13 protein-coding genes are annotated in these 12506 nt (G+C 68.9%); 8 read left to right on the forward strand and 5 right to left on the reverse strand.

The genetic code is table 11. The annotated features are described in order from the left end of the window. A partial coding sequence (locus ACZ4LX_RS17295) for a heavy metal translocating P-type ATPase (protein WP_467645109.1) occupies positions 1-738 on the forward strand: 738 nt, incomplete at its 5' end. 609 nt (positions 739-1347) lie between these two features. On the opposite strand, the gene ACZ4LX_RS17300 is transcribed toward ACZ4LX_RS17295, so the two are convergent. Both ACZ4LX_RS17300 and recD2 read right to left on the reverse strand, forming a co-directional pair. After that, a complete protein-coding gene (locus tag ACZ4LX_RS17300; RefSeq protein ID WP_467645106.1) occupies positions 1348-2646 on the reverse strand; it encodes a citrate synthase in 1299 nt (432 codons plus the stop codon). A 129-nt stretch (positions 2647-2775) separates the two neighbouring features. Next, positions 2776-5106 carry an SF1B family DNA helicase RecD2 gene (gene recD2 / locus ACZ4LX_RS17305; RefSeq protein WP_467645103.1) on the reverse strand — a complete coding sequence of 777 codons (2331 nt, stop codon included), beginning with the start codon at positions 5104-5106 and terminating at the stop codon, positions 2776-2778. Here recD2 and ACZ4LX_RS17310 point away from each other — a divergent pair. Next, positions 5087-5509, forward strand: coding sequence for a hypothetical protein (locus tag ACZ4LX_RS17310; RefSeq protein ID WP_467645100.1), 423 nt, complete (start codon positions 5087-5089; stop codon positions 5507-5509). The genes recD2 and ACZ4LX_RS17310 overlap by 20 nt on opposite strands. After that, a complete protein-coding gene (locus ACZ4LX_RS17315; protein ID WP_467645098.1) occupies positions 5506-5976 on the forward strand; it encodes a hypothetical protein in 471 nt (156 codons plus the stop codon). Before ACZ4LX_RS17310 ends, ACZ4LX_RS17315 begins: the two co-directional genes overlap by 4 nt. Positions 5977-6040: 64 nt before the next feature. Here the strand turns inward: ACZ4LX_RS17315 and ACZ4LX_RS17320 are convergent, their stop codons facing one another. Continuing rightward, a complete protein-coding gene (locus ACZ4LX_RS17320) occupies positions 6041-6721 on the reverse strand; it encodes an NAD(P)-dependent oxidoreductase (protein ID WP_467645095.1) in 681 nt (226 codons plus the stop codon). 125 nt (positions 6722-6846) lie between these two features. Between ACZ4LX_RS17320 and ACZ4LX_RS17325 the strand changes: the two genes are divergently transcribed. Both ACZ4LX_RS17325 and ACZ4LX_RS17330 read left to right on the forward strand, forming a co-directional pair. Further along, positions 6847-7230: a winged helix-turn-helix transcriptional regulator gene (locus ACZ4LX_RS17325; protein WP_467645147.1), complete on the forward strand. Its 384-nt coding sequence runs from the start codon at positions 6847-6849 to the stop codon at positions 7228-7230. A gap of 305 nt (positions 7231-7535) precedes the next feature. After that, positions 7536-8363: a class I SAM-dependent methyltransferase gene (locus ACZ4LX_RS17330; protein ID WP_467645093.1), complete on the forward strand. Its 828-nt coding sequence runs from the start codon at positions 7536-7538 to the stop codon at positions 8361-8363. Here the strand turns inward: ACZ4LX_RS17330 and ACZ4LX_RS17335 are convergent. Continuing rightward, positions 8287-9153, reverse strand: a complete 867-nt coding sequence (locus ACZ4LX_RS17335; RefSeq protein ID WP_467645091.1) for an endonuclease/exonuclease/phosphatase family protein — start codon at positions 9151-9153, stop codon at positions 8287-8289. The genes ACZ4LX_RS17330 and ACZ4LX_RS17335 overlap by 77 nt on opposite strands. Before the next feature lie 506 nt (positions 9154-9659). Here ACZ4LX_RS17335 and ACZ4LX_RS17340 point away from each other — a divergent pair. Further along, the gene (locus ACZ4LX_RS17340) at positions 9660-10748 is read left to right on the forward strand and encodes a MarR family transcriptional regulator (protein WP_467645087.1); all 1089 of its coding nucleotides are present in this window, start codon (positions 9660-9662) and stop codon (positions 10746-10748) included. Between the two features lie 26 nt (positions 10749-10774). On the opposite strand, the gene ACZ4LX_RS17345 is transcribed toward ACZ4LX_RS17340, so the two are convergent. Continuing rightward, entirely contained in the window at positions 10775-11176 is a 402-nt protein-coding gene (locus ACZ4LX_RS17345; protein ID WP_467645083.1) for a hypothetical protein, read from the reverse strand. A gap of 299 nt (positions 11177-11475) precedes the next feature. On the opposite strand from ACZ4LX_RS17345, the gene ACZ4LX_RS17350 reads away from it, so the two are divergent. Beyond that, positions 11476-12300, forward strand: coding sequence for a helix-turn-helix domain-containing protein (locus tag ACZ4LX_RS17350; RefSeq protein WP_467645079.1), 825 nt, complete (start codon positions 11476-11478; stop codon positions 12298-12300). Continuing rightward, the gene (locus ACZ4LX_RS17355) at positions 12287-12493 is read left to right on the forward strand and encodes a DUF397 domain-containing protein (RefSeq protein WP_467645074.1); all 207 of its coding nucleotides are present in this window, start codon (positions 12287-12289) and stop codon (positions 12491-12493) included. The genes ACZ4LX_RS17350 and ACZ4LX_RS17355 overlap by 14 nt, the downstream gene beginning before the upstream one ends. Positions 12494-12506 lie beyond the last annotated feature (13 nt).

Raw genomic sequence — 12506 nt, forward strand, 5'->3', positions numbered from 1 at the left:
GAGGACTTCACCAACGTCCCCGGACTCGGCGTCCAGGGCATCGTCGAGGGCCACGCCGTCCTCGTCGGCCGCGAACAGCTGCTGGAACAGTGGGACATCCACCTGCCCGTGGAGCTGGCCCGCCGCAAGGCGGAGGCGGAGGCCGCGGGCCGTACCGCGATCGCGGTCGCCTGGGACGGCGAGGCGCGGGCGGTCCTGGAGGTGGCCGACGCGGTCAAGGACACCAGCGCGGAAGCGATCGGCCGGCTGCGCGCACTCGGCCTGACACCCATCCTGCTGACCGGTGACAACCGGGCCGTGGCGGAGGCGGTCGCGGCCGAGGTCGGCATCGACGAGGTGTACGCCGAGGTGCTGCCCGAGGAGAAAGCACACGTCATCGAGGGGTTGCAGGCTCAGGGGCGGGCGGTCGCCATGGTCGGTGACGGGGTCAACGACGCGGCCGCGCTGGCCACCGCAGACCTCGGTCTGGCGATGGGAACCGGCACGGACGCCGCGATCGAGGCGAGCGACCTGACGCTGGTTCGTGGAGATCTCAAGGTGACCGCTGATGCCATCCGACTCTCCCGACGCACCCTGACCACCATCAGGGGCAACCTTTTCTGGGCGTTCGGTTATAACGTTGCTGCTCTACCCCTTGCGGCATTTGGCCTGCTCAACCCTATGATTGCTGGAGCGGCGATGGCCTTCTCCTCGGTCTTCGTCGTGATGAACAGCCTGCGCCTGCGGTCCTTCACGTAATTTCCACAAGGAGATTTAGATCACACCGTTTGGGGGGTAACCATTCGGTGGGCTCGTAGGTCTTAGAGTGCGATGCAGGGATGTCTTGGGGGACATCCGACGGAGGGTCTTGGGGGACGCTCCGGGCAGACGTGGGCCGGGGCACGTGCACGGGGAGCTTTGAGCGGCCCTCCCGTAGGTACGTACCCCGGCAGACCGCAGGCAGCACGCGCAGGCGGTACGCGGAAGCGCACGCCCCAGCAGGACCCGCAGGACCGCAGGACCAGTACGAATCAGCAGTACCGAGGAACCCAGGAGCTTCGGCTCCCACTGAACGCCCGGCCGGATCCCGTGGGGGGAATCCGCTCCGGGAATGGGAAGCGCCTCGTTGTCGGCCCGTGGGGGGATCGACGGCGAGGCGCTTCTCGCATAACGCGGGAGCGCTCCCACAAGCGCGGACGCGGCGCGCGGGCACACGGGCGTACACAGACACACGAGCACATCCCGCCCCGCCCCGCCCCGCCCCGGGCAAGCAAATCGCCCCGGACACCGCGCTCTGTACGAAAGCGCGGCAGTCGGGGCGAAGGCAACCGGCCCGCAGGGCCGGGGTGGTACGGGGCGGTGCGGGGGTCAGCGACCCTCGACCGGGACGAAGTCGCGCAGGACCTCGCCGGTGTAGATCTGGCGCGGGCGGCCGATGCGGGAACCCGGCTCCTTGATCATCTCGTGCCACTGGGCGATCCAGCCCGGAAGGCGGCCGAGCGCGAAGAGCACGGTGAACATCTCGCTCGGGAAGCCCATGGCCCGGTAGATCAGACCGGTGTAGAAGTCCACGTTGGGGTAGAGGTTGCGCGAGACGAAGTACTCGTCGTTGAGCGCGTGCTCCTCCAGCTTGAGCGCGATGTCGAGCAGCTCGTCGGACTTGCCGAGCGAGGACAGCACATCGTGGGCCGCGGCCTTGATGATCTTGGCGCGCGGGTCGAAGGACTTGTACACCCGGTGGCCGAAGCCCATCAGGCGGACGCCGTCCTCCTTGTTCTTCACCTTCTGGATGAAGCTGTCGACGTCGCCGCCGTTGGCCTGGATGCCTTCGAGCATCTCCAGCACCGACTGGTTGGCACCACCGTGCAGCGGGCCCCACAGCGCCGAGATGCCGGCGGAGATCGAGGCGAACATGTTCGCCTGCGAGGAGCCGACCAGACGCACGGTGGAGGTCGAACAGTTCTGCTCGTGGTCCGCGTGCAGGATGAGCAGCTTGTCGAGGGCCGAGACGACGACCGGGTCGAGCTCGTACTCCTGGGCGGGGACCGAGAAGGTCATGCGCAGGAAGTTCTCGACGTAGCCGAGGTCGTTGCGCGGGTAGACGAACGGGTGACCGATCGACTTCTTGTACGCGTACGCCGCGATGGTCGGCAGCTTGGCCAGCAGCCGGATCGTCGAGAGGTGGCGCTGCTCCTCGTCGAACGGGTTGTGGCTGTCCTGGTAGAACGTGGACAGCGCGCTGACGACCGAGGACAGCATGGCCATCGGGTGGGCGTCGCGCGGGAAGCCGTCGAAGAACCGCTTGACGTCCTCGTGCAGCAGCGTGTGCTGGGTGATCTCGTTCTTGAAGGTCGACAGCTCGTCGACCTTCGGAAGCTCACCGTTGATGAGCGTGTACGCGACCTCAAGGAACGTCGACTGCTCGGCGAGCTGCTCGATGGGGTAGCCGCGGTAGCGCAGAATGCCCTGTTCGCCATCGAGGTAGGTGATGGCCGATTTATAGGCAGCGGTGTTGCCGTATCCGCTGTCCAGCGTCACCAGACCGGTGTTCGCCCGGAGCTTCCCGATGTCGAAGCCCTTGTCGCCGACGGTGCTGTCGATCACCGGGTAGGTGTACTCGCCATCGCCGTACCGCAGTACTACAGCGTTGTTGGTGTGCTCGCTCACGTCATCCCTCACCGACGTAGTGCCTCTTCTTCGAGGTTCCCTGACTGTCTCCACCCTCCCCCATTTGGCTCAGGAGAGTGCACTCGGGGTCGTCCATTGGACCTACTCGCGGCACTGAGTGCCGCGAACTTATTCATCCTGCCCCCTTGACTGCGGTTGCGGAAGACCTCCGTGATGTTTCCCACCGATTTGATCGATCATTTTTTCCGAGGATCCTCCTTCCGCGCCTCCGCGCAGCCGGTAATCCAGCGCCGTACAGCGTCTGCCTGCGGAAACCGTCCGGACCGCCTGGCCGATCGCCTGCCGGGAGCCGACCAGCACGACGAGTTTCTTGGCCCTGGTCACAGCCGTGTACAGCAGGTTCCGCTGGAGCATCATCCAGGCGCTCTTGGTCACGGGGATGACGACGGCCGGGTACTCGCTGCCCTGGGAGCGATGGATCGTCATGGCGTACGCGTGGGACAGCTCGTCGAGCTCGTCGAAGTCGTAGGAGATCTCCTCGTCCTCGTCCGTGAGCACGCTCAGCTTCTGTTCGTCCAGGTCAAGGGCGGTGACGACGCCGACGGTCCCGTTGAAGACGCCGTTCTCCCCCTTGTCGTAGTTGTTGCGGATCTGGGTGACCTTGTCGCCGACGCGGAACACCCGCCCGCCGAACCGCTTCTCGGGCAGTCCGGGGCGGCCCGGGGTGATGGCCTGCTGGAGCAGCCCGTTGAGATGACCGGCTCCGGCGGGGCCCCGGTGCATCGGGGCGAGCACCTGCACGTCCCGGCGCGGGTTCAGCCCGAACTTGGCCGGAATACGCCGGGCCGCGACGTCCACCGCCAGCACGCCCGCGTCCTCCGTCTCGTCCGCCACGAAGAGGAAGAAGTCGCTGAGCCCCTGGGTGAGGGGCGGTGTGCCGGAGTTGATCCGGTGGGCGTTGGTGACGACGCCGGACTGCTGGGCCTGACGGAAGATGGTGGTCAGCCGGACGGCGGGGACGGGGCTGCCGCCGGCGAGCAGATCGCGCAGCACCTCCCCCGCGCCGACCGAGGGCAGCTGGTCCACATCGCCGACCAGCAGCAGATGGGCGCCGGGCGCCACGGCCTTGACCAGCTTGTTGGCGAGCAGCAGATCGAGCATGGACGCCTCGTCGACGACGACGAGATCGGCGTCCAGCGGCCGGTCCCGGTCGTACGCCGCGTCCCCGCCCGGCTTGAGCTCCAGCAGCCGGTGCACGGTGGAGGCCTCGGCGCCGGTCAGCTCGGAGAGCCGCTTCGCCGCCCGGCCGGTGGGGGCGGCCAGCACCACTTTCGCCTTCTTCGCGCGGGCCAGCTCCACGATCGACCGGACGGTGAACGACTTCCCGCAGCCGGGCCCCCCGGTCAGCACGGCCACCTTCCGGCTGAGCGCGAGCCGCACGGCGGCCTCCTGCTCGGGCGCGAGCGTCGCCCCCGTACGCCCCGCGAGCCACTTCAGCGCGGCGTCCCAGTCCACGTCGCCGAAGGCGGGCATCCGCTCCTCCGGCGTCCGCAGCAGCCGCCGCACCTGCGAGGCGAGAGAGATCTCGGCCCGGTGGAACGGCACCAGATAGACAGCCGTGATCGGCTCACCGCCCTCGGGCGACGGCACCTTCTCCCGCACGACGCCCTCCGGCTCCGCGGCGAGCTCGGCCAGGCACTCGATGACGAGCCCGGTGTCGACCTGGAGGAGCTTGACCGCGTCCGCGATCAGCCGCTCCTCGGGCAGGAAGCAGTGGCCCTGGTCGCTGGACTGCGACAGCGCGTACTGGAGCCCGGCCTTGACCCGCTCCGGGCTGTCGTGCGGAATGCCGACGGCCTGCGCGATCCGGTCGGCGGTGAGGAAGCCGATGCCCCAGACGTCCGCGGCCAGCCGGTAGGGCTGGTTCTTCACGACGGAGATCGAGGCGTCCTCGTACTTCTTGTAGATACGGACGGCGATGGAGGTCGAGACGCCGACGCTCTGGAGGAAGATCATGACCTCCTTGATCGCCTTCTGCTCCTCCCAGGCGGCGGCGATCATCTTCGTCCGCTTCGGCCCGAGCCCGGGGACCTCGACCAGACGCTTCGGCTCCTGCTCGATGATGTCGAGGGTGTCCACGCCGAAGTGGGTGGTGATCCGGTCGGCCATGACCGGGCCGATGCCCTTGATCAGCCCGGATCCGAGGTAGCGGCGGATGCCCTGGATGGTGGCGGGGAGGACCGTCGTGTAGTTCTCGACGGTGAACTGCTTGCCGTACTGGGAGTGGGAGCTCCATCTCCCCTCCATCCGCAGCGACTCACCGGGCTGCGCCCCGAGCAGCGACCCGACGACGGTGAGCAGATCGTTGCTCCCCCGCCCGGTGTCGACGCGCGCGACCGTGTAGCCGTTCTCCTCGTTGGCGTACGTGATGCGCTCAAGCACACCTTCGAGGACAGCCATGTTCGGCGTGGAGGGGGCCGTGGACGACGTGGTGGACATGGTGGTGACGGTACTGGGCGGGGCTGACAGCGGTGAGCCCCGCCGGCAACTGACGTACGCCGAACCGGAGCCACCCCGTAACACTCGGTGTTACGGTGGCGATATGGCAACCGAGCGCTTTTCGATCAGCATGTCGGCCGAGGTCCGCGACCGGATCAGAGAGCATGCGGCAGACGCCGGACTCGACGTTTCCACGTTCCTCACGATCGCCGCCCAGGCGCAGATGGACCAGCAGGACCGCGTCAGGAGGATCTTCAAGCCGTTCGAGGAAGCCCGCGCGGAGGCCGAGGAACAGGCGGGAACCGGCACGTGGGCAGGCGACGAGATCGAACTGACCAGGGAGGAACGGGCGGAGGTCGAAGCGATCATCGGCCGGCCCTCCCGCGATGAGGCCGCCGCGTGACTGTCATCGTCTACGACACCGGGATGCTGATGGCGCTGGTGAGCCAGGAACGCCGGGCGCACATCCTGCACAAAGGCTTCGTCACGGCCGGTGGACACCAGCCGATCGCTCCGGGTCCCGCCCTCTCACAGGCTTGGCGCACAAGCCCGAAGACCGCCTACGCGTGGAAGCGCCTTCTCGCCGATGTTGTCGTCCACCCCGGAGCCAGGACCCGCTTCTCCCCGGACCAGGTGCCTCGTTGCCTCCCCTGCGCGGGGGGAATGGCCATCGAGGACTGGAAGACGATCGGCGACATGATCGGCGCTGCCGCGCTGCCGCCCAAGAAGCGCCCCGACCCGGTGGACGCGCTGGCCGTCTTCATCGCTGCCGCACATGGCGGAGGCGTCGTACTGACCTCCGACGCCGACGACATCAAGGCGTACGCCGCCACGCTACCGGGGGCCGATGTGTCGGCCGTGGCCATCTGACGGATGAGTCCTCCGGTCCGTGCCGGAACCCGTGCCCCGACAGCGCGTGCCGGGGCGGGTGCGCTCAGCCGGCCACCGCCATGAGCGAGCGCCGGTGCTTCGGGGTCTCGATCTCGTCGATCAGCGCGACCGCCAGATCGGCGTAGGAGAAGGACGGGGCACCGTCGGCCATCACCTGCTCGCCGCCGGTCCGGTACCGCCCGGTGCGCTCCGCCTCGTCGTCCAGCATCACGGGCGGCGGGGCGATCACGAGCCAGTCGACGTCCGTATCGGCGGCGCGCAGCGCGTCCAGTTCTGCGGCGTGGCCGAGCGAGAATGCACGGGCCTCCGCCGGGAAGCCCGGGGCGTCGTGGACCATGACCCCCGGCGCCGTCTCCAGCGTGGAACCGATCCCGACCAGAACCAGCCTGCCCACCCCCGCGCGGTGCAGACCGTCCAGCAGCGCGTGGGCCGCGCCCACGAAGAACTCGGTCGAGGACATGTCCATCCGTCCCGCCGCGCTGATCGCCGCGTCATGGCCGTCTGCGACCGCCGCGACGCTGTCCGCGTCGGTGACATCTCCGGCGACCACATCCACCCCGCCGGCACCCCCCACAACGCCACCGGCACCGGTGCCGGCGAGGTCCGGGTACGCGGCGGGGTCCCGCACCACCGCGGTGACCTGATGCCCGCGCGCGACCGCCTCGGCGACCGCACGCCTTCCGGCACGTCCGCCCGCTCCGAACACGACGATCCTGCTGCTCATGGGGTTCCCCTCGCCGAGGCCCGCGCACCGCGGGCCGGTGCAGCGGACGCTAGACCCGCACCCCATGGTTTCCGCAACGATAGTTACGTACGCTCGATGCCGTGAGCCAACCCCTTGATCCCGAAATGTTCACCGGCTGCGACCACACCGATTCACCGTTCCGCCTCGGCGGCAAGTGGACCGCGAAGATCGTCCGGTGCCTGGAGGACGGCCCCCGGCGCTTCTCCGAACTGGGCGTCCCGCTGCGCGGCATCACACCCAAGGTGCTGACGGAGACGCTGCGTTCGATGGAGCGGGACGGCCTGATCACCCGTACGGTCGGCGACGGGACCCCGCCCCGGGTCGACTACGAACTGAGCGCGCTCGGACGTACGTTGCTCGGCCCGATGGCAGCCTGCTGCGCATGGGCGGCGACGCATCTGCCGGAGCTGACGGATGCGCGGGAGGCGTACGGGGACGATGTCGCCGCCGGGGATCCACCGCTGCCCAAGGGGGTCGTCGCGCGCTGACCGGGAGCCGTCTCCGGGTGGTGTCTCCGGGAGCCGTTTCCGGGTGGCGTCTCCGGGTGGCGGGACGGCTCGGCTCGGAGCTCGTGGGCACACGTGGAAATCACGTCCCGGCGGTGGCTGCCAGAGACACCCGCAGAGGCCTCCCGGGGGCCTGGAGCGGCCCGCGTGCCGGACGGCGGGAGGGAGGGGGCCCGCAATCCTCCCCTGGCGTTCAGTACGCCACTGAAGCATTCCGCATACACGCTCTGACCTGGCCTTATATGCTGAACCCTCCTAAACTCCCCTCATCGGAAGGGGGGTTCCGGATGGACCGGAATGTGCGCTCGGTCGAGGACGTTCTGCGGCTCATGGACGACCTGTTCGCGCCCGAGGCGGACCGGTGGACGGAGAAGGCCGGGGACTGGTGGGACGGGTTCTACGAGGACCGGTCGAAGCCGGTGCCGTTCTTCGTGGCGAAGCCCGACGAGACGCTCGTCTCGTATGTGGAACGCGGGATGGTCGCCCCCGGACGCGCGCTCGACCTGGGCTGCGGACCGGGGCGCAACGCCCTGCATCTCGCCTCGCTCGGCTTCGAGGTGGACGCGGTCGACCTGTCGCCCGGGGCCATCGCCTGGGCGGGGGAACGGGCCCGGGAGGCGGGCGCGGACATCCGGTTCCACTGCGGTGACGCCTTCGCCGAGGGCGCGCCGGAGGGACCGTACGACCTGATCCATGACTCCGGCTGCTTCCACCATCTGCCGCCGCACCGCCGCGTCACGTATCTCGCTTACGTGGAACGGGTTCTGGCCCCCGGCGGCCATCTGTCGCTCGGGGCCTTCGCCTCCGGGGGGATGGGCTCGGAGCTGTCCGATGTGGAGCTCTACCGGACAGCACGGCTCCATGGCGGTCTGGCGTACACCGCGGAATCGCTGCGCTGGATCTTCACGGCTCCGGAAGGGCTGAGGGGAGAGGTGGCGACGGGAGAGGCGATGGCTGGGCTGCCGGGAGGGCTGGAGGAGGTCGAGCTGCGCCGGATGCGGGACGAGCCGGCCGATTCGCCTCTGTTCGGGGAGGATTTCATGTGGGGGGCGCTGTTCCGGAAGCCGTCCGCCTCAGATCCGCTTGCACCAGATCGTGGTCCGAGTACGGAGTGAGATGCACCTCCTGTGCGAGCGAGTCGAAGCCGCGCAGGAAGATGTAGTCGAACTTGCTGCGCCAATCGGTGGTCGGCTTGCACATACCGATCGCCGAGGGGCCGCACCCGGGGTCCGCGTCCTTGGCCAGGCCCCACATCCCGGTGAGTTCGGCAGTGTCCGGCACCGCGTTGAAGTCGCCGAGAACGATGACGCGTTCGTGCCGGGCGACCGCCTTCGCCAGCACGCCGGTCTGCCTCGCGCGCACCGCCTCCTGACGCCGCTGGGCCAGATGCGTGGTGAAGACCCGGACGGGTTGGCCGTCCACGAGGGTGGTGACGGCCAGGTACCCGCGGTCCTCGGAACCGCCGTCCGGGTACTCCACGTTCACCCGGTCGGTCAACGGGGCGGCCGAGAGGATGGCCTGACCGAAACCGCCCGGACTCCACGGCGTTCCCCCGCAACGGCTCCAGCGCTGAAGCACCGACCCGTACGCGACGTGGTAGACCAGCCCGTACATGTAGCGCAGATGGTCCCGGATCCTCTCGACATCACCCACGCACGCCTCTTGCAGGCCGATGACCTGGGGCGCGTACGTGGCGATCTCGGCCGCCCTGCCAAGGTTCTGGTCGCCCCCCTTGCAGGGGTTGCAGATGTTCCACGTCATGACGCGGTTCGGCACGACTTCCTCGGGGGCGCCCGCCGGCAGCGGCTTGGCGAGGGAGACACTGTTCGGCGCGCTGGGGCCGACAAGCAGCACGCAGGCCAGCGTCAGCGCGCCCGCGAGCCAACGCGCGCCGGTTCCGGTCACCTTCGCCTCCTCGGAGCAGGGACGACACGCCCTCGTGCGAGGCCGCCCCGCACGAGGTTATGTGACGGGTGGTAAGCGGCACATGAGGTGTCCGGGTCCCGTCCGTCCCGTGGATGGCGGCTCGACGCTCGGAACTCGACACTCGGGGCTCGTAACTCGACGCTCGGATCTCGGATCTCGGATCTCGCCTACTTCGAACGCGATGCGGACCGCTCACTCTTCCGTGGGTACGGGAACGAGCGCGGGCCCGACGCTTGAGCTCCGAGATTCGAGGGTCGAGACGCAAGATCCGAGATTCGAGCGGTGCAGTTATCCGGAGGGAAAAGAAGGGGTTTGGGTACACCCTCCCCACCTCCCGGACCCGTAACGGTCAGCAAGTGTGACTATTCGTGACCGGGTTGCGGCGCGCTGTCACGGCTGCATACGTTGCCCTCAACAAATCGACCCCGACACGGTGTAGTTGCACCGGCCGGGGTCTGACCCCAAGATCGATCGGATTCGACCTCGTGGCTACCAAGAACCTTAGTCCTGCCCCGCCCTCGCTCGCGGCTTCGCGCCCGTACGCCAAAGCCAACCGCAGCTACGGCAAGCGCACCGCACCCGAGCAAAGCCCTTCCAGTGCAGCCGACTTCGCGCTGTTGCCGGAGCGGGAGCGGTTCGTCGCCGGATATGTCGACCGGCTTCCCGACGGAAGCGCCATGGACGTCAAGTCGCTGGCCAAGGCGCTCCCCCTGTACGGGCAGATGGCGGTCGGCAGCGCACTGCGGGCCCTGAGCGCGGCAGGTCATCTGCGGCGTGTGCGATGCCAGGTCGTCGACGCGGACAGCCAGAGCCGCTGGGTCACCCGAACCTTCTGGTCCCGTACCGCACGCGACAGCGAGTGGTGGAACACCTTCGCCCAGGCCGGGGACCAACGGACCATTCCGCTGCGGACCGTTCCGCTGCCCGAGACGGAACCCGCCGCGCTGCCAGCGGGGCCCGTGGCCGAAGCGGCCCGGACGACTCAACCCGAGCCCGTGCAGCCGTCCGAACCCCCACAGCCCGCCCCCGCTCCCGTCCCCGTCCCCGCACCCACGCCCTTCGTGCCGCTCGTACCCCAGCAGCGGTCCTCCGCCGAAGCCGGCCCGGCCGTTCCCTCGCCCGCGTACCTCGCCTTGGCCCAACTCGGCCGCAGCGAGCCCCGCCTGACCCTCTCCGCCGCCGACTGCGCGGCGCTCGAAGAGCTGGCTTCCGCCTGGCTGAGCCGGGGCGTGAACGCGGACTACCTCACCCGGGCGCTCACCGCCGGACTTCCCGCACAGGTCGACTCCCCCGTCGGCTTCGTACGCAGTCGGCTCATCGCCAAGGTCCCGCCCGAGCTGCCCGTCACGGCACCGCGTCCCGCCCCGGGCGGCCCCGTTCGCCGCCTCATGATGGAGTGCACCGAATGCGGCGTGCCCGGCCGGCCCGAGGCGCTTGCCGACGGCCTCTGCCGCGCCTGCCGTGCGCCTTCCCAGATCACCGGCGACGCCCCGGACGCCGCCACCGCGAAGCCGGGGGAACGCGACATCACCGCGCTGGTCGGCAACCTCCGCAACCTGATGCGCACGCCCTGACTCGTCCGCGCGGACCCGTTCGGGGCCTACTCGTCGCGTACGTGCGCGGCCGGCTCAGCGGTCACCGGTGTGTCACCGGCGCACGGTTCCTGGCGCTGCGGTCGGTCTCCGTCCGGGCCGGTCCCCGGCGCACACAGCCGCGCGCCACGGCTCTCCGCGACCCGCTTGACGTCCCGCAACGACTCGGTCAACCGGTTGGCGAGGAAATGGATCTCCGCCCCGGTGACCTTGCGGTCCGCCAGGAGACCCGCTGCGTGGCCGAGCAGGTCGCCCGCCATGCCGAGCTGGATGCTCTCGATGTCGTCCGCCATGCGTGACACATAGCCATTGCCGTCCCCGACGACGTAACAGGGCTTGCCCTCCGATCCGGTCCACGGCAGCAACCGGATCACGTCGGGCAGATATGCGTCTCGCTCCTTGCCGTTCACGCGGCGACCTCGACGCCGTGGGTGCGGCGGGACCGCTCCTGTCGATGTCGCTTCATGGAACCGGTGATCAGGAACCGCGTCAGCGGCTCACAGAGTCGGGCGACAGCGTGCTTCACGTGAGCCTGCTTTCTGGGGGGGGGTGCCACACCCCCGGGCCGTCTACAGCGTTCGCGGGGGTCACCGCGGCGCATATCCGCTGCTATCTGTAGCGAACTCATCACAGGGTGGGGTCGCGGATCGCTACGCTGCCAGGGGGTTGGGGATGACAGCGCGTCCGTCAAGACCGGGAGTTGCACCACATGGGGACGAAGCGAAGGCCACGTACGCCTCGGGAGAAGTACGGCGAGGAACTGCGGTTACGACGCATCGCGGCGGGGCTGACCCAGGAGGCCTTGGGCGAGGTGGTGGTCTGTTCCCCCACGCTCATCAGTCATTGGGAGGCGGGGCGGCGGCTGCCGAAGCCGGATGACGCGCAGCGGATCGACCGTGCGTTGGGGACTGACGGCTTCTTTGTCAGGTGGCTGGAGGACCTGGAGTCGAAGTACGCCGACTACTTCAGGGCCGTTGCAGATCTGGAGCGAGAGGCATCGGAGCTCAGGCAGTACGGATCCCAGCTCGTCCCTGGTTTGCTCCAGACCCCGTCCTACGCCCGCGCCGTGTTCCAGGCGGCCCGGACCAACTTCACTCAGGACGAGCTGGACCGGGCGGTGGCCAATCGTGTGGACCGGGGAAAGCTACTCCAAGCACCTGACGGCCCGGTGGCGTGGACGCTGCTCGACGAAGCCGTGCTCCGGCGACCGATCGGCGGGCCACAGGTGATGGCGGAACAGCTTCGCAAGATCGCCGACATGGCCGAGAGTGGGCGCCTGCGCCTCCATGTTCTCCCGTTCGCCGCCGGTGCGCACGCCCTGCTGGAAGGCATGCTCTACCTGCTCGACTTCCGCGACGCTGCACCGGTCGCCTACGCCGAGGGCCTCTACACCGGCAACCTGCTCGATGATCCAGCGCTGGTTGCAGCCTGTAGCACGGACTACGCTCTCGCTCTGGGCGACGCCCTCCCACATCTGGATTCAGTGGCTCTGGTCCGAGCCATTTCGGAGGAATACGAGCATGCACAACGCTGAGCACAGCTTCACCGGCTGGTTCAAGTCCAGCTACAGCGGCGCCAATCAGGGCGAATGCCTGGAGGTCGCCGCAGGCCACCCCGTCATCCCCGTCCGCGACAGCAAGGCACCCGCCAACCCCGCCGTCGTCTTCTCCCCCGCCGGCTGGACGTCGTTCGTCAAGGCGGTCAAAGACGGCCGGATCAGCGTCTGACCCACACCACACC

The organism is Streptomyces sp. NPDC026062 (genome assembly GCF_055568375.1).

Coding starts and splice junctions, on each gene's coding strand:
- recD2 (WP_467645103.1), bottom strand. CDS start 5,106: ATGTCCACCACGTCGTCCACGGCCCCCTCCACGCCGAACATGGCTGTC.
- ACZ4LX_RS17320 (WP_467645095.1), bottom strand. CDS start 6,721: ATGAGCAGCAGGATCGTCGTGTTCGGAGCGGGCGGACGTGCCGGAAGG.
- ACZ4LX_RS17325 (WP_467645147.1), top strand. CDS start 6,847: ATGTTCACCGGCTGCGACCACACCGATTCACCGTTCCGCCTCGGCGGC.
- ACZ4LX_RS17330 (WP_467645093.1), top strand. CDS start 7,536: ATGGACCGGAATGTGCGCTCGGTCGAGGACGTTCTGCGGCTCATGGAC.
- ACZ4LX_RS17350 (WP_467645079.1), top strand. CDS start 11,476: ATGGGGACGAAGCGAAGGCCACGTACGCCTCGGGAGAAGTACGGCGAG.
- ACZ4LX_RS17355 (WP_467645074.1), top strand. CDS start 12,287: ATGCACAACGCTGAGCACAGCTTCACCGGCTGGTTCAAGTCCAGCTAC.